The 23,915-nt window shown below is 36.7% G+C and carries 17 protein-coding genes and 1 pseudogene; 11 read left to right on the forward strand and 7 right to left on the reverse strand.

Annotated elements, in window-relative coordinates; genetic code table 11:
• The first annotated feature begins 218 nt into the window (after positions 1-218).
• On the forward strand, positions 219-1,373 hold the full coding sequence (locus tag FNW52_RS07270) for an ABC transporter substrate-binding protein (protein WP_185965934.1): 1,155 nt from the start codon (positions 219-221) through the stop codon (positions 1,371-1,373).
• Positions 1,374-1,530: 157 nt separating this feature from the next.
• Positions 1,531-6,207: an Ig-like domain-containing protein gene (locus tag FNW52_RS07275; RefSeq protein WP_143376802.1), complete on the forward strand. Its 4,677-nt coding sequence runs from the start codon at positions 1,531-1,533 to the stop codon at positions 6,205-6,207.
• A 133-nt stretch (positions 6,208-6,340) separates the two neighbouring features.
• On the opposite strand, the gene dnaB is transcribed toward FNW52_RS07275, so the two are convergent.
• From dnaB to FNW52_RS07305, 6 genes are all read right to left on the reverse strand, one after another.
• On the reverse strand, positions 6,341-7,888 hold the full coding sequence (gene dnaB, locus FNW52_RS07280) for a replicative DNA helicase (RefSeq protein WP_143376803.1): 1,548 nt from the start codon (positions 7,886-7,888) through the stop codon (positions 6,341-6,343).
• 155 nt (positions 7,889-8,043) lie between these two features.
• Positions 8,044-8,997 (reverse strand): acetyl-CoA carboxylase carboxyltransferase subunit alpha, encoded by a 954-nt coding sequence (locus tag FNW52_RS07285; RefSeq protein WP_143376804.1) that lies wholly within the window; start codon positions 8,995-8,997, stop codon positions 8,044-8,046.
• 114 nt (positions 8,998-9,111) lie between these two features.
• Positions 9,112-10,002 (reverse strand): DMT family transporter, encoded by an 891-nt coding sequence (locus tag FNW52_RS07290; protein ID WP_143376805.1) that lies wholly within the window; start codon positions 10,000-10,002, stop codon positions 9,112-9,114.
• Entirely contained in the window at positions 9,989-11,080 is a 1,092-nt protein-coding gene (locus tag FNW52_RS07295) for an LptF/LptG family permease (protein WP_143376806.1), read from the reverse strand. The genes FNW52_RS07290 and FNW52_RS07295 overlap by 14 nt, the downstream gene beginning before the upstream one ends.
• A 102-nt stretch (positions 11,081-11,182) precedes the next feature.
• On the reverse strand, positions 11,183-12,313 hold the full coding sequence (gene tgt / locus FNW52_RS07300; protein WP_143376807.1) for a tRNA guanosine(34) transglycosylase Tgt: 1,131 nt from the start codon (positions 12,311-12,313) through the stop codon (positions 11,183-11,185).
• Positions 12,314-12,629: 316 nt separating this feature from the next.
• On the reverse strand, positions 12,630-15,299 hold the full coding sequence (locus FNW52_RS07305; protein ID WP_143376808.1) for a bifunctional YncE family protein/alkaline phosphatase family protein: 2,670 nt from the start codon (positions 15,297-15,299) through the stop codon (positions 12,630-12,632).
• 458 nt (positions 15,300-15,757) lie between these two features.
• Here FNW52_RS07305 and FNW52_RS07310 point away from each other — a divergent pair.
• From FNW52_RS07310 to FNW52_RS07340, 7 genes and pseudogenes are all read left to right on the forward strand, one after another.
• A pseudogene (locus tag FNW52_RS07310) lies at positions 15,758-16,257 on the forward strand (DUF892 family protein).
• Positions 16,258-16,572: 315 nt separating this feature from the next.
• Entirely contained in the window at positions 16,573-17,016 is a 444-nt protein-coding gene (locus FNW52_RS07315; RefSeq protein ID WP_143376809.1) for a thioesterase family protein, read from the forward strand.
• A 45-nt stretch (positions 17,017-17,061) separates the two neighbouring features.
• Positions 17,062-17,958 carry a 3-hydroxyacyl-CoA dehydrogenase gene (locus FNW52_RS07320; RefSeq protein ID WP_143376810.1) on the forward strand — a complete coding sequence of 299 codons (897 nt, stop codon included), beginning with the start codon at positions 17,062-17,064 and terminating at the stop codon, positions 17,956-17,958.
• Positions 17,959-18,495: 537 nt separating this feature from the next.
• A complete protein-coding gene (locus FNW52_RS07325; RefSeq protein ID WP_143376811.1) occupies positions 18,496-18,774 on the forward strand; it encodes a rhodanese-like domain-containing protein in 279 nt (92 codons plus the stop codon).
• 8 nt (positions 18,775-18,782) lie between these two features.
• Positions 18,783-19,097 (forward strand): rhodanese-like domain-containing protein, encoded by a 315-nt coding sequence (locus FNW52_RS07330; protein WP_143376812.1) that lies wholly within the window; start codon positions 18,783-18,785, stop codon positions 19,095-19,097.
• 348 nt (positions 19,098-19,445) lie between these two features.
• Positions 19,446-20,297: a transketolase gene (locus FNW52_RS07335; RefSeq protein ID WP_143376813.1), complete on the forward strand. Its 852-nt coding sequence runs from the start codon at positions 19,446-19,448 to the stop codon at positions 20,295-20,297.
• A gap of 83 nt (positions 20,298-20,380) precedes the next feature.
• A complete protein-coding gene (locus tag FNW52_RS07340) occupies positions 20,381-21,334 on the forward strand; it encodes a transketolase family protein (protein WP_143376814.1) in 954 nt (317 codons plus the stop codon).
• Positions 21,335-21,468: 134 nt separating this feature from the next.
• Here the strand turns inward: FNW52_RS07340 and FNW52_RS07345 are convergent, their stop codons facing one another.
• Entirely contained in the window at positions 21,469-22,602 is a 1,134-nt protein-coding gene (locus FNW52_RS07345; RefSeq protein WP_143376815.1) for an FKBP-type peptidyl-prolyl cis-trans isomerase, read from the reverse strand.
• Positions 22,603-22,680: 78 nt separating this feature from the next.
• Between FNW52_RS07345 and FNW52_RS07350 the strand changes: the two genes are divergently transcribed.
• Together FNW52_RS07350 and FNW52_RS07355 are read left to right on the forward strand one after the other, a co-directional pair.
• Positions 22,681-23,061: an RNA-binding S4 domain-containing protein gene (locus tag FNW52_RS07350; protein ID WP_143376816.1), complete on the forward strand. Its 381-nt coding sequence runs from the start codon at positions 22,681-22,683 to the stop codon at positions 23,059-23,061.
• A 311-nt stretch (positions 23,062-23,372) separates the two neighbouring features.
• Positions 23,373-23,873 (forward strand): phosphoribosyltransferase family protein, encoded by a 501-nt coding sequence (locus tag FNW52_RS07355; RefSeq protein WP_143376817.1) that lies wholly within the window; start codon positions 23,373-23,375, stop codon positions 23,871-23,873.
• Positions 23,874-23,915 lie beyond the last annotated feature (42 nt).

Here is a 23,915-nt window from a genome sequence, read left to right on the forward strand (position 1 = left end):
TAATTTGAAAAGTATAAAATTCGTGTTCATTCGTGAAATTCGTGGCTACTTTTTTTCTGTTTTTAAAAGCGTTTGCCCTGTTTGTGAGAGAAAAATTTAGAAAAAATCAACTTGTCTTTGCATTTTTTTTAAGAATAATCTTTAAATGGCATTAAACAAATAATAAAGTTTCAAATTTACAATCAGAAACCATTTCATAACAGCAAACAACGATGGCTATGCTACCTAAAATAGGGGTTTTACTCCCACAATCTAAGCAGTTCAAAACCCTAGACCGTGATTTTATTCGAGGCCTTAAATTGCCATCCCTAGAAGTGTCCTATCGCATAGAGAGTATAAGTTTGGGTGCAGACGAAAGATTGATTATAGATAAAATGCAAAAACTCCATTATCAGGAAGAGGTCTCGATAATCATTGGTTTTTTTGGCCACCACAAGCTTTCGGATGTATTTGAATACGCCTCCAACCACGACATATTGCTTATTGCATCCGATTTGGGGGCGAACCTACCCTACCAATTGCCTACTCTAAAAGGAGTGTATTGCAATTCGTACGGACTTCACGAGTCGAGCTACTTACTCGGAAAATTTTTGCAGCAGCGGGAATACAAAAGCATCGTGAGTTCTAGTTCTTACTACGATGCGGGCTATGGTTTTCTGGATGCCCTAACACAGGCCTTTGAAGAAAACAAAACCTCGTTTTCGGGACATTATATTACTCCTTTTTTGCCTAGAGAAACCGAAACCCAACTCATGCTAGAGGACATTGAAAGCTATAAACCCGAGGTAATATGTGCCTTTCATTCGGGGCTATATACTCAAGAGCACACTCGCTTTTTGAACGAAAATAAATTACTCGAAAAATATCCTTACTACCTCTCGGCTTTTTGTTTTGACTCTGAATTAGAAAATGAAGCGAACAAAGACCATCTTTTTGTAGTGGGTTCTTGGCTAGGAAACGAAAACTGCTCGACTACAACTTCGGAAGGTGCTACAAATTTTGAATTTATTACCAACTACCATGAAAACCATTCCGAATTGCCTACTGTTTTTTCGCTTTTAGGCTACGAAAGTGGTTTGATTATAAAAGCACTACTAGAAAACACTCCGCAAAATACACCTACTCCTTTGCTTATTGCAACCATGAACCGCTTACACGTTGCAGGGCCAAGAGGGACAATACGGTTTGATCCAGAGACTCAACGAACCAACTTTGACCATTATATCTATACTGTTTGTAAAAGTGATACAGATTTACCTTGCCTGATAAAAACAGAAACTTTAACCAATACAGGAAATTTTATAAAAAAAATCATAAATATGCCTGCACCTCTTAAGGCTGGAGGCTGGCAAAATGCTTATTTATGTCATTAACTTAAAAAGAACGTATGAAATAACTGCAAAATTAAATTCAAAAAGAAAAATTTAAAGTTTGTTTAAGAGAACACCTCATTTAAGGACAAACTTCAACACGATTCTAAAAATACTTTTACAAATACGTGAAAGCATTCCGAATCAAAAATGAAAAAAAATGAAAAAAACAATACTTATTTATCTATTCTTATGCTGTGCTTTTTTTAGTTTTGAGAGCACAAAAGCACAAACCCTTCAAGCAGGAGATATTGCTTTTGTAGGGCTTGACTTTGCTGGTTCTGATGGATTTTCCTTCATTGCCCTAAAACCACTTCCTGCTGGAGAGACACTCTATTTTGCAGAAGAAGGTTGGCACACTGGAAACGTTTGGAATACTTTAGAAACTCATTTGCAATGGACCATTCCCGCTGGAGGTATTGCTTGTGGTACTATAATTTCGATTGTTGAGACAGCTGTAGATACCTTCACCATAACAGGAGCGACTGGAGCAGTAACATATGGTTATAAACCAGCTGGTCCTGGATTCCAATTGGGTGGTTCTGGCGATCAAATACTGGCATACCAAAGCGCGACAGGAGTAAGACCTACCAACCCTACATTCATTGCTGGCGTACATGCTGAAGCAGATGCAGTAAATTATAATGACAGTACTAAATGGTCCACTCAAGCAGTAGCAGGCTCCGAGAGTATTGTGCCATTAGGACTTACCAATGGAGTAGATTGTATCTCTCTTTTTTCAAAAGGGCAGCCCACTGAACCAGGATACAATAAATACACAGGTACCCTTACAGGCACTGCTGCAGCAATTAGAGCCAGTATCAATAATGTCGCCAACTGGGGAAATTCTACTACTGCAACATTAGGAATACTACCCAGTAATTACGCAACTCCCGTTATCAATTGTGCAGTTGCAACCACACCAACGGTAACCACCACCACCGCAACAGGCGTAGGTGCTGTAAAAGCCACTATGGGTGGTAATGTTACCGCAGATGCTGGTGCAGCAGTAACCGAAAGAGGTATTGTTTGGGCAACAACAGCAAACCCAACAACGGCAAATACCAAAATAACAAACGGCACCGGGACAGGTGTTTTTAGTGGTTTAGTATCTTCTTTACCTGCTGGCACTACTGTCAATTACAGAGCGTATGCCATCAATTCTGGAGGGACAAGTTATGGTGCTAATTTGAGTTTTACAACCGGTGCTGCATTATCGGCAATCACTAACAAAACTAATGTAACTTGTAATGGAGGTAGTAATGGTACGGCTTGGGTAACTGCTTCGGGCGGTGCGCCTCCTTATAGTTATTTATGGTCATCTGGGGGAACGGGAGCTACAGCAACTGGATTAACGGCAGGACCCTATACCTGTACTATAACAGATAGCGAATTAACTCAATTTACAACGGGATCTATTGCTGTCTCACAGACTCCGCCATTGAATGCATCAATTTCAAGTACTATTGCTACTTGCAATGGAGGAAGCAATGGTACAGCTACTGTAGTAGATCCTACTAATGTAACTGGTCCATTCTCTTACCTTTGGTCAACAGGAGCAACTGGAACTACAGCTTCAGGATTGGCTGCAGGCCCATACACTTGTCGTATAACTGCTCCGAATACGTGTTCTATTATCAAAAATTTTAATATCACTCAGCCACCAGCGATAACTGCTACAACTACACAAACTAGTGTGAGTTGCAATGGAGGAAGCAATGGTACAGCAACTGTAGTAGGTGCTACTGGCGGAACAGGAACTCTAACCTATTCTTGGAATACAAATCCTGTACAAACAACGGCAACAGCAACAGGATTAGCGGCTTCGGCAACACCTTATGTTTGTACAATTACTGATATTAATTTGTGTAGCATTACTAAAAATGTTACTATCATTGAACCACAAGCTATAATTACTAGTATTACGGGAGCAAATGCTATTTGTCTGGGATCCACAACTACCCTTTCGCCAACAACAGGCGGAACTTGGGCAAGTAGCAATACAGCTGTAGCAACAGTTACCGATGCTGGGGTTGTAACGGGGGTTTCGAATGGAACGGCTACTTTTACTTTTACTCAAACTAGTACGGGTTGCCCATCTGCTCCAACGGCTGCGGTAACTGTAAATGCAAATCCAACGGCTAGCATTACTGGTGCAAATCCTATTTGTGTTGGTGTTACTTCGGCTCTTTCGCCAACAACAGGCGGAACTTGGGCGAGTAGCAACACAGCTGTAGCAACGGTTACCGATGCTGGGGTTGTAACTGGAGTTTCGAATGGGACGGCTACTTTTACTTTTACTCAAACTAGTACGGGTTGCCCATCTGCTCCAACGGCTGCGATAACTGTAAATGCACTGCCAATTACTACAATTCTTGGTGCAAATGCTATATGTGTGGGTTCTACTACTACTCTTTCGCCAACAACAGGCGGAACTTGGATGAGTAGTAATACAGCTATTGCACCTGTTACCAATGGAGGCACAACAATAGGTGTTACTAATGGAATAGCTACTTTTATTTTTAGACTAAATAGTACTGGATGTAGCTCTGCTCCAACGGCTGCGATAACTGTAAAAGCATTACCGACTACAACTATTCTCGGTGCAAATGCTATTTGTGTGGGATCGACTACTACCCTTTCTCCAACAACAGGCGGAACTTGGGCAAGTAGCAGTGCAGCTGTAGCAACAGTTACCAATGCGGGTGTCGTAACGGGAGTATCCAATGGATCCGCTACTTTTACTTTTACTCAAACAAGTACGGGTTGCCCATCTTCTCCAACGGCTGCGATAACTGTAAACGCATTACCAACTACAACTATTCTTGGTGCAAATGCTATTTGTATGGGATCTACTACTACTCTTTCTCCAACAACAGGCGGAACTTGGGCGAGTAGTAATACAGCTGTAGCAACGGTTACCGATGCGGGTCTTGTAACTGGAGTATCTGATGGATCGGCAACTTTTACTTTTACTAAAACTAGTACGGGATGCGTATCTGCTCCAACTGCTGCAATAACTGTAAATGCACTACCAACGGCTAACATTACTGGTACAAATGCTATTTGTATAGGTTCTACTACTACTCTTTCGCCAACAACAGGCGGAACTTGGATGAGTAGTAATACAGCTATTGCACCTGTTACCAATGCAGGTACAATAATTGGTGTTACTAATGGATCGGCTACTTTTATTTATACTCAAACAAGCACTGGTTGCGTATCAGCTCCAACTGCTGCGGTAACTGTAAATGCATTACCAACGGCTAACATCACTGGAACAAATACTATTTGTGTTAATGGTACTTCTACTCTTTCGCCAACAACGGGTGGAACTTGGACTAGTAGCAATACAGCTGTAGCAACGGTTACCGATGCGGGTCTTGTAACTGGAGTATCTAATGGATCAGCAACTTTTACTTTTACTCAAACAAGTACTGGATGCAACTCTGCTCCAACTGCTGCAATAACCGTAAATGCATTACCAATTGCTACTATTAGTGGTACAAATGCTATATGTGTGGGTTCTACTACTACTCTTTCGCCAACAACAGGCGGAACTTGGATGAGTAGTAATACAGCTATTGCACCTGTTACCAATGCAGGTACAGTAATTGGTGTCACCAATGGATCTGCTACTTTTATTTATACTCAAACCAATACGGGATGCGTATCTGATCCAACTGCTGCGGTAACTGTAAATGCATTACCAACTGCAACTATTACAAGTACAAATCTTATTTGTGTAGGTACTACTTCGACTGTTTTGCCAAATACTGGCGGAACTTGGGCGAGTAGCAACAACTCAGTAGCAACCGTTACTAATGCGGGTCTTGTAACTGGTGTTGCTAATGGTTCAGCTACTTTTACATTTACTCAAACCAATACGGGATGCGTATCTGATCCGACTGATGCGGTAACTGTAAATGCATTACCAGCTGCAACTATTACGGGTTCAAATCCTATTTGTGTAGGTTCTACTTCGGCTCTTTCACCAACAACAGGCGGAATTTGGGCGAGTAGTAATACAGCAGTAGCAACCGTTACCAATGCGGGAGTTGTAACTGGTGTATCTAATGGATCGGCTACTTTTACTTTTACTAAAACTAGTACGGGTTGCGTATCTGATCCAACTGCTGCGGTAACTGTAAATGAGACAGCAGCTCCAACAGCTACAGCGACACAACCATTTTGTAGTTCGGCTATTGTTGCTGATTTAGTAGCAACAGGAACAGATACCAAATGGTACGATGCCACAAACAATGGGAATTTATTGACCAGTTCAACCGTTCTGGTTTCTGGAAATAAATATTATGTTTCGCAAACTTTAAACTCATGCGAAAGCATCAGAACTGAAGTATCAGTTTCAATTACAGTAATAAATAAAACAATTACACAAACAGGAAACACACTAATGGCAAATCAAACTGGAGCTAGTTACCAATGGTTCAAATGCCCTAGTGAACTATTGTCAGTAGAAACAAATCAAAGTATTACTCCAACAAGTACGGGTTCTTATGCTGTTGGGATAAGTTTGAATGGCTGTTTAGCAACTTCCGATTGTGTCACTGTAACCATATTAGGAAAAGATATCTTTGAGAAAGAAGAAGTTTTAACTATTTACCCTAATCCAAACAAAGGAATCTTGAATATCAAATCTGATTTTGAAGGAGTTTTCATAATCACGGATCAACTAGGAAAAACTGTAAAAACATTCAAAGTATTGAACAGTGATTACAACAGCATAAATATAGAGTCCCTAAGCGATGGAGCTTATTATTTACGTGCAACCAACGGAACTAAGATTGTTTCTAAAAAACTGATTATTAAAAAATAATAAAAGGAATTATTACTATTCAGCTATAGTTTTCAGAATTAACTACAAAGTAATTCTGAAAACGAACTGAATAGAAGTTGCAGAAATTAAAAATGAAAAAGGCTGTCCATCTAGGCAGCCTTTTTTGTTTTTCCTAAAAAGGAACATCCCCATCATCATCGTCATCATTATTAAAGTTACTTCCGAAAGCCTCATTTGCCGAAGGAAGATTTTTGGTAACAAACGAACTTTCGTCATGGTTCATACTAGATGGTAAATCATCATAACCACCGCTGTGATCATCTAAATTATCAAATTTACCCAAATGTCCAATAAACTTCAAACGAACGTTTTCTATACCACCATTTCTATGTTTGGCGATCATAATCTCGGCTTGTCCAGCAGTTGGAGACGCTTCATCATCATCCCATTCATCAATTTTATAATATTCGGGACGGTATAAAAATGAAACAATATCGGCATCTTGCTCAATCGCTCCAGATTCACGAAGATCCGAAAGCAAAGGTCTTTTACTAGAACCACGCGTTTCTACAGCACGCGATAACTGGGAAAGGGCTATTACAGGAACATTCAATTCCTTGGCCAATGCTTTTAAATTTCGAGAGATAGTCGATATCTCCTGCTCTCTATTTCCTCCACCTTTTCCGTTTCCTCCTGCCGTCATCAATTGCAAATAATCGACAATTATGATTTTGATACCGTGTTGTGACACCAAACGTCTTGCTTTTGCTCTTAAATCAAAAATGGATAAAGAAGGGGTATCATCAATAAAAAGCGGGGCTTTTTCTAGATTTTTCACTTTGGTACTCAACATTGTCCATTCGTGTGGCTCTAATTTTCCTGTACGTAATTTTTCTGAAGACAAGCCTGTTTCAGACGAAATCAAACGAGTAATCAACTGTACAGATGCCATCTCTAGAGAGAACAAGGCAACTGGATGTCCGTAGTCGATAGCTATATTTCTAGCCATAGAAAGTACGAATGCTGTTTTTCCCATTGCGGGTCTCGCGGCAATAATAATTAAATCACTAGGTTGCCAGCCTGAGGTAAGCTTGTCTAAATTAGTAAAACCAGTCTCAACACCACTAAGTCCTTCCTGTTTGCTAATTTCTTCAATACGTTTCTTGGCTTGTAAAACTAAGCTTTGAGCTGTTTCAGAACTACGTTTGATGTTTCCTTGAGTAACCTCATATAATTTTGACTCTGCTTGGTCTAATAAATTAAATACATCGGTGGTTTCGTCATACGCATCTTCGATAATTTCAGAGGATATCCGAATCAAACTCCGTTGAATAAACTTTTGAAGAATAATTCTAGAGTGAAACTCAATGTGAGCCGAAGAGGAAATTTTTTGCGTAAGCTGAATTAAATAAAAATCGCCACCCGCTAGGTCTAATTTGGCATTTTTTCTAAGTTGAGCCGAAACGGTCAATAAATCGATTGGCTGTGTATCGGTAAACAATTGAACTATGGCTTCAAAAATATGTTTGTGTGCTTCCTTATAGAAAGCATCAGGTTGCAGGATATCAATTACCTCATCTACTCCTTTTTTATCAATCATCATTGCACCAAGTACTGCCTCTTCCAGATCTAGTACTTGTGGGGGTAATTTTCCTTTTTCAAGGTTTATTATAGTTGTTTTATCCACTTTAACTGGACTTATATTCTTGAAATTTTCCATGTAGCGAAAGTAACTAAAATTATAAAAAGATGGCTATTGAGTTATTACTATTAATTGTTTATAAATACTTGTTTATTGTTTATAACCCAAAAAAAAATCCGTCTCATCCCATTTTTAGAACGAGAGGAAACGGATTAAGATTATAAAAAAAGATTTTACTCTTTGTATTCACCCATCTTACAGTATTTATCCATTCTTTGAGCAATTAATTCGGCTGTTGATAAATCTTTGAGTTCATTGTATCCTTTCATGATATATTGTTCCACTGTAGTAAAAGTAGTCTCTCTATCATAATGAGCTCCTCCAAGAGGTTCCGGAATAATATCATCGACTAATTTTTGCTTTTTCATATCGGCAGAAGTTAACTTTAATGCATCTGCAGCTTTTTCTTTATAGTCCCAACTTTTCCATAAAATAGAAGAACAAGACTCTGGGGAGATTACAGAATACCAAGTGTTTTCAAGCATATAAACGCGATCTCCAACACCTATTCCCAATGCGCCTCCCGAAGCACCTTCTCCAACAATAATTGTAATAATAGGCACTTTAAGACGTACCATTTCGAATATATTTCTGGCAATGGCCTCTCCTTGACCACGTTCTTCGGCTTCCAGTCCTGGATAAGCTCCCGGAGTATCAATTAAAGTAACTACCGGTACACCAAATTTCTCAGCCATTTTCATTAAACGCAAGGCTTTTCTATATCCTTCTGGATTTGCCATTCCAAAATTTCTATACTGACGCGTTTTGGTATTGTATCCTTTTTGTTGACCAATAATCATGAAAGATTGACCGCCTATTTTACCCAAACCACCAATCATGGCTTTATCATCTTTAAAACCCCTATCGCCATGTAGCTCCAGAAAAGTTTCACCGCACAACCCTCTGATATGATCTAAAGTATAAGGTCTACTAGGATGTCTTGATAACTGTACCCGTTGCCAAGCCGTTAAGTTTTTATAAATTTGCTTTTTGGTATCTTCTAATTTCTTATTGATTTGCTTACAGGTATTTGTAACGTCAACATCTGACTCCAGACCAATAACAACACATTTATCTAATTGCTCTTCAAGTTCTTTTATTGGAAGCTCAAAATCTAAATATTCCATAGTATTTGTGCGGTTTTATTATTGTTTTAATTTTTCGTTTTGGAACTGCAAATATAAAATTTAATATCGTTCTATACTTGTTTTTTTTAAAAGTGTAAAAATAATATCAACTCTTTACTCTAATTGATCTTCTTTTCTATAGTGTTTAATTACCCCATTTAATATAACTGTTATGACAATTATGACTGCACCAATGTAAAATGCCGTGCTCATTTTTTCTTTTCCTCCAATAATGAAAAAAGCTAACACAATACCGTAGACAGGCTCTAAATTTGTAGTTAACATCACTGTATAAGGAGAAAGTTGTCGCATTACCATAACCGAAGCCGTAAAAGCATAAGCCGTACAAACTGAAGCCAGAATTAAAATCAGAATCCAATTTTTTGTTGTCATCACAAAAAAGTCAGACGTGAATTTACCTTGAAATAAAAAATAAATTGTGATAAAGAAAAATCCAGCTAAAAATTCATAAAACGAAATTACCGAAGGATCATGATCTTTAATTAATTTACCATTCATTAAAGTGAATAAAACACCCAGTATTATAGACACCAAAGCCAATACCATTCCGTTCAAATAATGAATCTCTACTTGCATAATCAGTCCCAAACCAGCTATTATTATCATACCAAAAAACACTTCATACCAAAGTATTCTTCTTCCAAAAAAAAGAGGTTCCAAAAGTGATGCAAAAAATGCCCCCAAGGAGAAAACGGATAAAGTTATAGAAACCGTCGAAATTTTTATGGCTTCAAAAAAGAAAATCCAATGCAAAGCAATTAGTAAGCCTACAACAATCAGTTTTAAAAAAGATTTAGGAGATACTCGAAAAGATTTCTTTTTGATTCCTATAAAAACAGCTATAAAAACTGCGGCAAAAAACATTCGATACCAAACCAAAAAATCAGAATCTATCGTTATTAACGCACCTAAAATAGCCGTAAAACCCCATATAAAAACAATGAAGTGTAAACTAAGGTAACTTTTTAAATTATCGTTTTGCATTTCGTAATAAATAAATAGCTAAAATTCCAAAAACAATATTAGGCAACCAAACCGCCAAAAGTGGCGAAAACGATGATTTCTCGGCCAATACACCAAATATTTTATCCAAAAACACAAATGAAAATGCCACTGCTATTCCAATGGCTAGATTAGCTCCCATCCCTCCTCTTCGTTTCATTGAAGATACAGAAACGGCTATGATTGTTAGAATAAATGCCGATACAGGAACACTGTATTTTTTATACAAAACAACCAAATAGACATTAATATTAGACGATCCCCTCTTTCGTTCTTTATCTATAAAAGCATTCAAGTCTCCTAAACTTAATGTTTCTGCGATATAAACCACTGGCGCCAAATCTTCCAGATCAAAACTAAATTTCATCTTCTTTTCGGGTGCCTTTTCAATCACATCGCCTTCAATACCTACGCTTCTTTTGGTATAATCATATAAAGAATAAGTCTTGTCTTTTGGATTCCATTTGATTCTACTGGCTGTAATTTTATACTCTAATTTTTCTTTTTTAAACTTTTCCAAAGAAAAATTAAAAGCCATTTGAGACTCATTATTAAAACTATTTACATAGATAAACTCATTGTCGCTTATTTGCCTATACACATCCGTATTATTGCCCCGCATGAGTTCCTTACCGTTGTTTCTTAGATAAGTGTATCTAAAATTATTATATCCTTCGCTAGAAACTGGAATCACATAAAACCCCATCAGCAAAACAAAAACAGATATTATGGATGCCCCAATTATATAAGGTCTCATGAACCGCGTAAATGAAATTCCAGAGCTTAAAATAGCAATAATCTCTGTATCATTCGCTAACTTCGACGTAAACCAAATGACCGATATAAACAAAAATATTGGAAAAAGATTGTTCATAAAGTAAATCGTAAAATGATAGTAATAAATGGCAATTTTCAAAACTGGCACTTGATTCTCAATCATTTTATTGATCTTCTCCGAAATATCTATAATAATCCCAATAGGTGCAAATAACAAAAGCATCACCGAAAAAGTGGCTAAATATCTCTTAAGTATGTATTTGTCTATTATTGTTAATCTCATAATGTAGGAGTTGGAAGATGGAAGATGGAAGATGGAAGTTTAGGATAAAAAACAAATTTTAACCGTCAAACACTTCCCGCTTCAAACTTCCCGCTTCAATTCTTATAATCTTTGGTTCATATTTTTCACCATCATTTCTTTCCAGGTCACAAAATCACCGGCTAAAATATGTTTTCTGGCTTCACGAACCAACCACATATAGAAACCAAGATTGTGTATGGTTGCAATTTGTTTCCCCAAGTATTCATTAGCAGCAAACAAGTGACGCAAATACGCTTTGGTATATTCGGTATCAACAAAGGTAATTCCCATTTCGTCTACAGGAGAGAAATCGGCTTCCCATTTTTTGTTCTTGATATTAATGGTTCCGTTGGCGGTAAACAACATTCCGTTTCTAGCGTTACGCGTAGGCATCACACAATCGAACATATCAATTCCAAGTGCGATATTTTCCAGAATATTAATTGGCGTTCCCACTCCCATCAAATAACGTGGTTTGTCTTCAGGCAGAATTTCACAAACTACTTCGGTCATGGCATACATTTCTTCTGCAGGTTCCCCCACCGAAAGGCCACCAATAGCGTTTCCTTGCTGATTAGAATTGGCAATATATTCCGCCGATTGTCTTCTCAAATCTTTATACGTACTCCCTTGTATAATAGGGAAAAAAGTTTGATCATAACCGTACTTCACAGGCACTTTTTCCAAGTGATTGATACAACGATCCAACCAACGGTGGGTCATGTGCATCGAGCGTTGTGCATAGCGATAATCACACGGATAAGGCGTACATTCATCAAAAGCCATAATAATATCGGCGCCAATGGTACGTTGAATTTCCATTACATTCTCTGGTGTGAAAAAATGATACGAACCATCAATATGCGATTTAAACTTTACTCCTTCTTCCTTAATTTTACGATTTGCCGAAAGAGAATACACTTGATACCCTCCAGAATCGGTCAAAATATTACGATCCCAATTCATGAATTTATGCAATCCACCCGCTTTCTCGATGATTTCGGTTTGTGGACGCAAGTATAAATGGTATGTATTTCCTAGAATAATATCAGGGTTTATGTCTTGTTTCAATTCCCTTTGATGCACCCCTTTTACAGAGGCAACCGTACCCACAGGCATGAATATTGGTGTCTCAATCACACCGTGATCTGTGGTAATGCTTCCCGCACGAGCTTTCGATTGAGGATCTGTTTTTAATAAATCAAACTTCATAAATACTTTTTTCTCCCGACCGTTCGGGACGGCAAAGATAATTTATTTAAAATTTAAGAATTACGATTTAGTATATAATTATTCTTCATAACAAATATCTACCCAATTAATCCTAAAAACATCCAATTTAGCAGGACAAACGCTTTTAAAAAAAGTCCGCCACGAATTACACAAATTTACACGAAAAATCATACGTTTTAATTTCACAAATTCAATTAAAAACAGATGAAATTCGTAAAATTCGTCGCGAAAAACTTTAAACGCGTTTACGCTGTCCAATTTAGAAATAACAAAAAACTAAAACAACAGAAACTTTCTAATCATCCAAATCCTTCTTAGCATTAGGGTCTGTTTTTAAACCCAGTTGCTTGAGGCCTTTCCCATGATCCCCAAAATATTGGGATGGAAAAGGTTTATCTCCATGAATGGTAGACCACACATATTTACTAAACATCAGAGCATCCTTATCTATACGATCTGGTCCGGAAAAATCTAATTTTTCAGTTTTAGGAGCCAAACGCGACTGAGTTTTAGAATTCATGGCTTTCTTTTCAGGATTCATTTCGTTTAAAGCGATGTTTGACCCAAGAAAGGTATAACCTTCATAATTGGCCGTATCCTGAAAACATTCTGTCATTAGCGGAGACAGGGCCACCATTTGATTCATAGGCTGAACTCCAAATATTTGACAAATCGTATGCAATACCGAAGATTGATTGTAAAAATTACTTATTAGGGCATCGCGTTTTACATAAGGTCCCGCCAGCAAACAAAAGGAACGGTGTCCATCGACATGATCCGTACCCGTTTGTGGATCGTCTTCATTGATAAAAACCACCATGTCTTTCCAAAATGGACTTTTAGAAAGCGCATCGACCACCCGTCCCGTTGCCAAATCATTATCAGCCACGTAGGCTCTGGGAGTTGGATTGGCTGTGCTGTGACCATTGGTATGATCGTTGGGCATGTAAATCACAATAAATTCAGGTAAACTACCCGCCTTTTCATATTCTGATAAGGCATTGATAAAAGCATCTGCCCTGACTTGATCGGGAATGTTCATTTGCCAACCAGGGAAACGCAAATCACTGTACTTTCGTAGCATGTCCGATGAATACACACATTCAAATTCGGCCGTATTTGTTTTGTTTGCCCATGAGGAGTAAAAGTCTGTCCAAGTTTTCCCTTTGACTAAAACTGGATAATCAAGTTCCCCAAAATTTCTAAAAGATATTCCTTTTCTAAGGAGGTGATCCCAAATCAAACCACTTGCAGCATAACAAAGCGGATCCGTACCAAAATCGTATGAACAATGAACACTCGCATAATCTTTCTCGCGGTAAGGTGTCGTTATTCCTTGTATTGCCCATTGATGCCCATCATTGGATTGAATCCCATTACAATAATAATTATCCAGCAATACAAATTGGTTTGCCAAAGCATGCGTATTTGGGGTTACCTCTTTTGAAAATTCGACTAGGGTAGAATCACAATTTCCTTTTCCGATGTCTCCGAGTACTTGATCGAATTTTTTATTTTCCTTGATTATATAAACGACATGTTTAATTACCGATGGTTCCCCAACTCGGGTAGGTACAGGTTTTGGAGCCACATCAGATTGAGCCACAGCCTGCGCCCTGATGATATCGATGAGGTGAAAACCTTTTTCGGCATTCTGGGTGTATTTATCCAATTCGGTTTTGCTCGATGGTACTGTTACTTTTTGCAAGGCACCCCTCAACGGGACAACATTCCCAATAAACAGGTTGTTATTTTCAACACAAATGGCTCCGGGAAAACCGCCTGCAGCAATAAATCCATACGGCCCATCTTGTGGTTTTTTCGGGTTGATTAGTGCAATGGCGTTATTCCCGGCGTTGGCCGCAAACAGGATTTTCCCGTCCGAGCTAAACTCCAGTGCAGTTGTTAAACTACCGTAGGGCAAACTTGGGTTCGGTTTGGTATCAATTGTAGAAATCACTTTTTTCTTCACAACATCAATCACACTGATACCATCACCGCTGGCATCGGTTACATATAAAAGTTCCCCATTTGGAGACAAAACCATCGATTCGGGATGAATTCCGGTATTAATTTCGGCAATCACTTTTTTGTTTTTTATATCGATTATAGAAACAGACCCCCGCAAGGCTATAGAATTTTCATCAACCGCCACGTCCGATCCTGCCGATTTTTCGGTCCTATCGCCTCTGCCTGGAATTGGCCCTCCAAAATTACTTACATAAGCAGTCTGTTCATCACTACTTATGACAACGGCATACGGGCAAACGCCAACGGGAATGTTTCGCACTACTTTAGCGGTTTTCAAATCGACCACCGCCACCTGATTGGCTATTGCCAAAGCTACTAGAGCAATATTAGACTTATTGCACAAGCCAATGCCCAAAGGATTAGTAAACTTTTTATCTATGGATAAATCAATAGTCTTTGTGTGTGAGAAAGTTCCGTTTTTACTTACGGTTCCTATATACATGTTTTTTTGCATGCCCGTATAATAAACTGTAGTATCATCATTAGCCAAGGCAAGTCCATACATTGAACCACCATCCTCTTTATCGGGAAATATGTTTTGACTTAGTAGATTAAAATTATCGGCATCGACAACGGATAAATGACTGTCCGTTTTCAGCACCAAAAATTTCTTGTTTTGGGCTAAAACCAAACTCATTATGCGATCCCCTTTTTCTAATTCAATGGTAATGCCTTCGGGTTTTACCATGTGCCCAAATGAAGAAAGTACGTTACCTACTTTCATTTTTTGCCAAGTTGAATCTATCCCGGTCGGCTCCAAGACCACACGTCCCTTTTGTTGGTAAACATCCTTAACGGGGGCTTTGTTGTCTTTATGGCGATTCGCCGAATTATACCATTGGCTATTTTTATCCTCCTGTGAAAAAACTTTTGTTTCTATACCAAACGACAAAAAAAGAATGGTCAGAATACCAAAAACACTAATTGACTTCATGATAATTTTATTTGTAACAAATTCATTGCTAATGTACTTTTTCTGTTTTTTAAAAACAAATCTAACGATCACAACTTAGCAAATCTCTTTCGGTATAAACCAAACATTTCAAAGAAGTTACACAGTAACTTTATAAAAACACCTTCCGATAAATCGAAATACTAATTATCTTTCCTAACCTATCATCCTGAATAAAAAAAGCACTAATCTCATGGATAAAACCATCCGATTCTCATGGCCTTACTATTCTGTATCCCCTCATTACAATCACGCTATTCGCGTTTTCAATTAGTTAATTAACAGCTATTTAGTACACAATTTACTTGAATTCACATTATATAAATAGTAAAGCCCGAATCTATGAACTTTAAAATTATAACAAAAATAAAATTGTGAATTTATAAGACGTTACGAACGATTTTGTCTTATTCAAAAATTAATATTAAAAAACAACAATCATGGGAACTGCATATAGAAAACAAGAAGCTAAAGGAGTTGCGGAAGCAAAATTAGAAGCAGCACTAAGTTTAAGAGACTTATGTGAAGTTGGGTTGAAAGATATTTACTGCGCAGAAAAAACATTGATTAAAACCTTACCGAATATGGTGGAAAATGCTTCATCAATAGAATTAGCCAACACCTTAAAAAGTCATTTAAACGAAACGAAAGAACATGTTTCTTGCTTGGAGGAAATATTTGAAACTACGGGTATTAAAGCCACCGCAAAAAAATGTGAAGCTATCGAAGGATTAATAAATGTAAGCAGAGGCATAATCGCAAATACAGAAATAGGCAATATACGTGATGCCAGAATTATTACACAGGACAAAAGGTAAAACAATATGAAATTACTACCTATGATACTTTACAAGCTTATGCCAATACTCTTGGCGAAAATAAGGCCGCTAATTTGCTCGCGATGACGCTAGATGAACAAAAAAAGCAGATGCTACTTTGAACGAAATTGCTCAATCTAACATCAATATTAATGCTTCAGGGGCAAATTCCATTACAAATAGTAGACTGTAACCTTAATTGTAATTACGGTTTCTCTTTTTGATACAAAGCCTGCCAAATGCAGGCTTTTTTCGTGTTTAGTTAGGGTATCAAATGTTTTCATTAAATCCCTCGGATCTTCTGTTTCTATTGAAAAAAACATTTAATGAAAAACCAATAATTTCAATTAAATAGTTAACTTTACTCATTGTCTATTGAAACTTTCAATCGTAACGGGTTTCGTTTTATTAACAACCATAATTTTTGAAAAGACATAATGCAAAACATCGAACTTCAAGATTTTAAATATTCATTGCCTTTAAATATTCGCTGGAATGATTTAGATCCTTTAAATCACGTTAATAATGTCTACTATTTTGAATATTTTCAAATTGGAAGAGGATATTATATGCCTACAGCCAGTAAACAATGGGACTGGACAAAAAATATGTTTGTCATCGCACATATTGAGTGTGATTATTTCAAAGAAATAAAGATAACCGCCATAAAACCCTCCATTAAAATAAGAACTTCCTCCATTGGTTTTAAAAGTTTTGAAATTGAATATTTAATTACCAGTTTAGATAAAGACGGCAACGAAATCATTCATGCTAAAGGAAAAAGCATCCAAGTATTAATTGATACAACAAAGGGAAAGTCTATAGAAATCCCAGATTGGCTAAGAGCAGATTTAATAACATACGAACCTACTTTAGGTTAAGGAAATAAGTCTTTACAAAATAAATAATTTTAATAATAAAAAATCATGAACTTTAAAAATATAACTGTAGCTGGAAGCGGTGTTTTGGGTTATCAAATTGCCTTTCAAACTGCTTTTCACGGATTTAATGTCACCGTATATGATATTAATGAAGAAGTTTTGGACAAAGCAAAAGCAAAATTCAGTATTTTAAGTGAAGCCTATAAAAACGATTTGCAGGCAACAAAAGAACAATTAGAGGCAACTTTTGCCAATTTAAGTTATTCTTCGGATTTAGCAGAAGCCGTAAAAGATGCTGATTTATTGATTGAAGCCGTTCCTGAAAACCCAAAAATCAAAATTGACTTTTATGAAAAATTAGCCGCAGTTTCTCCTGTTAAAACCATATTTGCTACTAATTCTTCTACCATGTTACCAAGCCAATTTGCAGAAGTTACCAAACGTCCCGAAAAATTTGTAGCATTGCATTTTGCAAATGAAATATGGAAACACAATACGGCAGAAATAATGGGACATCCCAGAACTGCGACCGAAGTTTTTGACGCTGTTGTAGCATTTGCAAAAACTATAGGAATGGTAGCACTACCGTTATATAAAGAGCAACCTGGTTACATTGTAAATTCCCTGTTAGTACCTTTATTAAATGCAGCAACCAATTTATTGGTAAAAGGAGTTTCTGATGTGGAAACAATTGATAAAACCTGGATGGTAGCAACAGGAGCGCCTGTTGGTCCTTTTGGAATTTTAGATGTTGTTGGTATCACAACTGCTTATAACATCAACAAAATGGATGCGGATGCTACACAAGATCCAATAAAAATTAAAACTGTAGAATATTTAAAAGAAAACTTTATTGCCAAAGGTAAACTAGGCGTGGAAACAGGTGAAGGATTTTACAAATACCCTAATCCAGCGTACAAAAAAGATGATTTTTTGAAATAAAAAGTCATCTTTATTTTTTTTTTTTTTTTTATAATGCAATTCTTCCCATTACTTTGCTTTTTTATTAATCTATTTTTATTATAAAGTATTTGCTTATTTTGGAAGAAATTGAACTCTTGAAGTTCTATTGAACAGTTTGCATTAAATTGAACATTAAAACGGAATTTGACTAAAAAACACTTGTTTCGCATATATAAAAACACAATTTTTAAGATAAAAAATATAAACAGACGATTAAGAAAATGACTTATTTAACAAATAATTAACTTTCATTGTCGTTCAATCCTGCAAGTTGGGTTAATCTTAGTATTTATAGGGAATCATTCTCTTCGAGTTCTTTCTTTTATAAAAAAATGCTACCTTTCTTTATTTCCACACCATTTGTTTTTTTCTTCACCTCTCAAACAATACAGCCAAACCTACTGCTTTCTAAGCAACAACTTTGCATAAAAGAACTTGTGTAACAAAAGTTACAGTCAAACCTAATTGATTTTGTAATTTTGCATTATAAAACAACACTCTTTAAAACTAATCTTTATGACTTTAGAGAATATAATCAAAGAAAAACTAGGTACGATTATAGATGTGCGAACACGGGAGGAATTTATGGGAGGCCATGTTGTGGGATCCATAAATATTCCTTTGGGAGAAGTACAAAATCGAATCGAAGAAATGCAAAACCTAAAATCGCCCTTAGTGCTTTGTTGTGCATCGGGAAACCGAAGCGGGCAAGCGCAACAATACCTTTCCCAGAATGGAATCGACTGTCACAATGGAGGTTCGTGGTTAGACGTCAATTATTATCAATCCAAATAAAAAATAAGATGTTAAACAAACTAAAAAAAATATTCGGTTTCGGATCTACTGTGGATTATGCAGCACTCGTAAAACAAGGTGCCATCATCCTAGATGTACGAAGCAAGGTAGAATATGCCAGTGGACATATAGAAGGTTCTCTAAATATCCCTGTCGATATTTTAAAAAATAGTTTGTCTCAATTAAAAGACAAAAACAAATCCATTATCACTTGTTGTGCCTCGGGAATGAGAAGCGCAAGGGCAAAAAATATCCTTAAAACGCATGGTTATATGGATGTCCATAATGGTGATGGATGGAGAAGTCTTCAAAGTAAAATATAGTTTATAATGATTAGTGAAAAGTCCTTAGTAATTAATTAGCAATTCAAAAATGAGGGATTAAAACTATTCACTAAACATCTAATTTAACGGTTTGCGTGAGGGATAAAAGCTAGCTACCAAAGTAGTGCGGATAGCCCGACAGCATAAGGAAAAGGGGCGACTAAGCGGTAACATTAGTCAGCCCCTTTTTCTTATGGTGGCACGCCCAGATGATTTCGAATACAAAATTGCCCTTGAAATTGAATTTTCTTATCGAAATTGCCATTGTCATTGAAATTGCTATTGAAATCATTTGTCTTACGCCAAAATAAAAATTACTTTTGCAGCAGTTTAACTTTTATACACACAATGAAGCCTAACACACAACAATTAAACGATTTAACTATCCAAGTAAGAAGAGATATTCTTCGAATGGTTCATGCTGTCAATTCAGGTCACCCAGGAGGATCTCTAGGATGTACTGAATTTCTAGTAGCCTTGTACCAAAACCTTATGGATCGCAAAAAAGGATTTGACATGGACGGAATTGGGGAAGATCTTTTTTTCCTTTCAAACGGTCACATTTCACCTGTATTTTACAGCGTTTTGGCAAGAAGCGGTTATTTCCCAGTAAAGGAATTAGCAACTTTCCGTCTTATTAATTCAAGATTACAAGGACACCCAACAACTCATGATAATTTACCGGGAGTGCGTATCGCATCTGGATCATTGGGTCAAGGATTATCTGTAGGAATTGGTGCTGCACAGGCTAAAAAGCTAAACGGTGACAACCACATTATTTACACTCTTCATGGAGATGGTGAATTGCAAGAAGGTCAAAACTGGGAAGCGATCATGTATGCTTCTGCCAAAAAAGTAGACAACCTTATTGCAACTATTGACCTTAACGGAAAACAAATTGACGGAACTACCGACGAAGTTTTATGTATGGGAAGTATCCGTGCAAAATTTGAAGCTTTTGATTGGGATGTTCTTGAAATTACAGAAGGAAACAACATCGAGGCTATTATTGCCGGAATGACAGATGCAAAATCAAGAACAGGAAAAGGGAAACCGGTTTGTGTTTTATTGCATACTGAAATGGGTAATGGTGTAGATTTCATGATGAATACTCATGCATGGCACGGAAAAGCGCCTAATGATGCTCAACTTGCTGAGGCTTTAAGCCAAAACTATTGTGAAGACGAGATTGACTACTAGATTTTAGATTGAAGATTAACGATTTCTGATTTTAGATTTTAAAAACTTAGAGTCTTAGTAACTCAGAACCTCAAAAGAAACAAATGAAAAAATATACAAATACAGGAAGTAAAGATACTCGTTCGGGTTTTGGAGCGGGAATGACTGAATTGGGTCAAAAGAATGAAAACGTAGTGGCACTTTGTGCTGATTTAATTGGATCATTAAAATTTGATGATTTCAAGAAAAATCACCCAGAGCGTTTTTTCCAAATTGGTATTGCAGAAGCAAACATGATTGGAATCGCTGCAGGATTAACTATTGGAGGGAAAATTCCATTTACAGGAACTTTCGCTAACTTTTCTACAGGAAGAGTTTACGATCAGATTCGTCAATCAGTAGCCTATTCAGATAAAAATGTAAAAATTTGTGCTTCTCACGCAGGATTAACTCTTGGAGAAGACGGAGCTACACATCAAATCCTGGAAGATATTGGATTAATGAAAATGCTACCTGGAATGACTGTAATCAACACTTGTGATTACAATCAGACTAAAGCCGCTACATTAGCCCTTGCTGATCATCATGGTCCAGCATATTTGCGTTTTGGTCGTCCGGTGGTGCCTAATTTCATGCCAGCTGACGAACCTTTCGTAATTGGAAAAGCAATTCTTTTAAGTGAAGGTACCGATGTAACAATTGTTGCAACGGGACATTTAGTTTGGGAAGCTCTTATTGCTGCCGAAGCATTGGAAGCCAAAGGAATTTCTGCTGAAGTAATCAACATTCATACCATTAAACCATTAGACGAAGAAGCGATTCTGAAATCATTGGCAAAAACCAAATGTGTCGTTACTGCCGAAGAGCATAACATTCTTGGCGGTCTTGGAGAAAGCATCTCTAGAGTATTAGCATTAAACACTCCGGCTCCTCAAGAGTTTGTAGCGGTAAATGATAGCTTTGGAGAGTCTGGAACACCAGAGCAATTAATGGAGAAATACAAATTAAACAATCAAGCGATTGTTGAAGCTGTAGAAAAAGTGATCAAAAGAAAGTAATCTTTCTCTATAAATATAAAATCCCATCTCGTTGTAAAAAATGAGATGGGATTTTTTTATGCATCCCTAATTCAGAACTAAACGAATAGATAGCAAAAAAAATTCCCGTTTGATTAAACGGGAATTTTTTATTTTTACTTTTGATACGGCGGAAAACATGTCGGATCAAGATGCCTTCTTAATCTTGCTGGATCTGTAAAATCCTCAGGTTTAGGTTCTCTCGGATTAGTTTCAGACTCAGGCAAATTTGGATATTTAAGACTATACTTTCTAGGAATCCCATAAGTTTCATTAATATTAGGAGTTGAAGGATCATCTACTAAAGCACCGTCATATGGATAATACTTCCCATTGGCATCCTTGATTTCCCCTCTTGTCGCATAGCCATCACCATCATCATCAAAATCTAAAAAATCAGGAATCCCATCTTTATCGGTATCATCTTTATTCTCAACACCCTTTGCAAAAACATACATATAACCATCATGAAAAGGATCTACATCTTCCTGATAAGAAGGAATACCATCTGCATCGTGGTCAAACCTTTTTACGGAGTACAATTTAACACTAAACACCAAAGGAGAATAAGCGGGGATTTTTGTATCAGCCTTATTATAATACCCCAATCCCGAAGGAAGAAACATCATCCCAGATCCAAAATTAGCATACGCCACAGTTCCATTAGTATTTGACACAAGTTGCCCTGTTTTGAATTTAGGAAAAGCTTCCGACCATCCTGTTATCACAGGCGCACCACCGTCATGTGCTTTAAATCCGTCAAGATTAAATTGATTCTGTCCATTATCCGAAGAATCAAAAACAGTACCATCAAGTAAGGTTCCTTTATAAGCGGCAAATACTGCATCTACATTAGAAGGTGATTCTCCTCCAACACCACTAACATCTTTTATTCCTTCACGTATTACTAAATAGTATAATTTATAAGTTATACCATGAAGTTCAACATTTCTATATAAAAGTTTTGGAAAAGTAGGGCTATTTAAATAAGACCATATAGAAGGCTTAGTTCCCCCAACTAGTATCGCGTCAATTTTCACATCTTGATCAGCAGTTTCTCCAGGTTTCTCGGTAACAACAATAGAATGCGTTTTCAAATAGTTGTGTATAGCCAGACTATCTATAGGGTATTGCTCAGCAAAGGGCTTAGCCGGTACATTAGGAGTATCTTTATCATCATCTTTATTACACGAACATATTGTAACGACTGTTGCAATCAATAAAATAAAATAAAACTTAATTTTGCTCATTATAGGTACGGTTTAGGTCGCAAATATACATTAATGATTTACTTTTGTAAAGTATTTAACTTCGATTTTAGAAAATTCATGAGAATAGACAAATATTTATGGTGCGTTCGGTATTACAAAACCAGAAACATGGTAACCGAGGCGTGCAAAAAAAACCACATTACCGTAAATGGTATTGTTGCCAAACCATCCAAGGAAGTTTTTCCTACTGATAAAATTACGTTTAGAAAAGACCAAATCACTCAAATCATTACCGTTCTAGACATTCCAGATAATCGCATAGGCGCTAAACTCGTTGACATGTATCGCAAAAACGAAACACCAGCCGAAGTATATGCCCACTTAGAATTATTAAAACTATCGAAAGAACATTATAGAAAAACCGGAACCGGCAGACCTACCAAAAAAGACCGACGGGATATTGATGAATTTGGCAATGAAATTAAAACGGAGGAATAGGATTAAATTTAAAAAGGAAGAAGGAAGAAGGGCAATGTCATTAAGTTAAGAGATAATCTGTAAATTATTTAAGATTTTTGATTAACGATTTTTGATTGCAGATGTGATAGAGCCCGTAAAATCTAAAATCTTAATATTTACCAACACCAAATCATAAATCACAAATCGTTAATCTAAAATCTCTTAACTTAATAACATTAGGTAGAAAGCCAAATAAATTTAAAAATAAAACTTAAATTTATAATTTAGAGGATTCTAAAAAAATCTAAAATCAGAAATCGTTAATCTAAAATCAAAAATCTATAATTTCCATGAGCAAAAATATCATCCTTACCAATCAACAAATAGAACACACCATCAAGAGAATTGCTTACCAAATCTACGAAACCTTTGTAGAGGAAGAAGAGATTGTGATAGCAGGAATCACTTCTAATGGCTATACGTTTGCCGAAAAGATTGCTCAAGTATTGGCTACTATTTCACCTATCAAGATTTCGCTTTGCGAGGTTCACATCAACAAACAAAAACCAGAACTACCTATAACCACTTCCTTAACAAAGAAACAATACAGCAATAAAGGCTTAATCCTTGTTGACGATGTATTGAGTTCTGGAACCACATTAATATATGCGGTAAGACATTTTCTAGACGTTCCTTTAAAAAAGTTTAAAACAGTTGTTCTTGTAGATAGAAACCACAAAAAATTCCCCATAAAAGCCGATTTCAAAGGAATTTCTCTTTCTACCTCCCTACTGGAGCATGTAGATGTTGTTTTTGATGCCAATGGCGATAGCTATGCCAGTTTAAGCTAAGTAAATGTATCAAAATAAACCCTGCAATTTGTCTCGTTCTTT

Origin of the sequence: Flavobacterium sp. ZT3R18, from assembly GCF_007097385.1 — a bacterium.
Taxonomy (GTDB): domain Bacteria; phylum Bacteroidota; class Bacteroidia; order Flavobacteriales; family Flavobacteriaceae; genus Flavobacterium.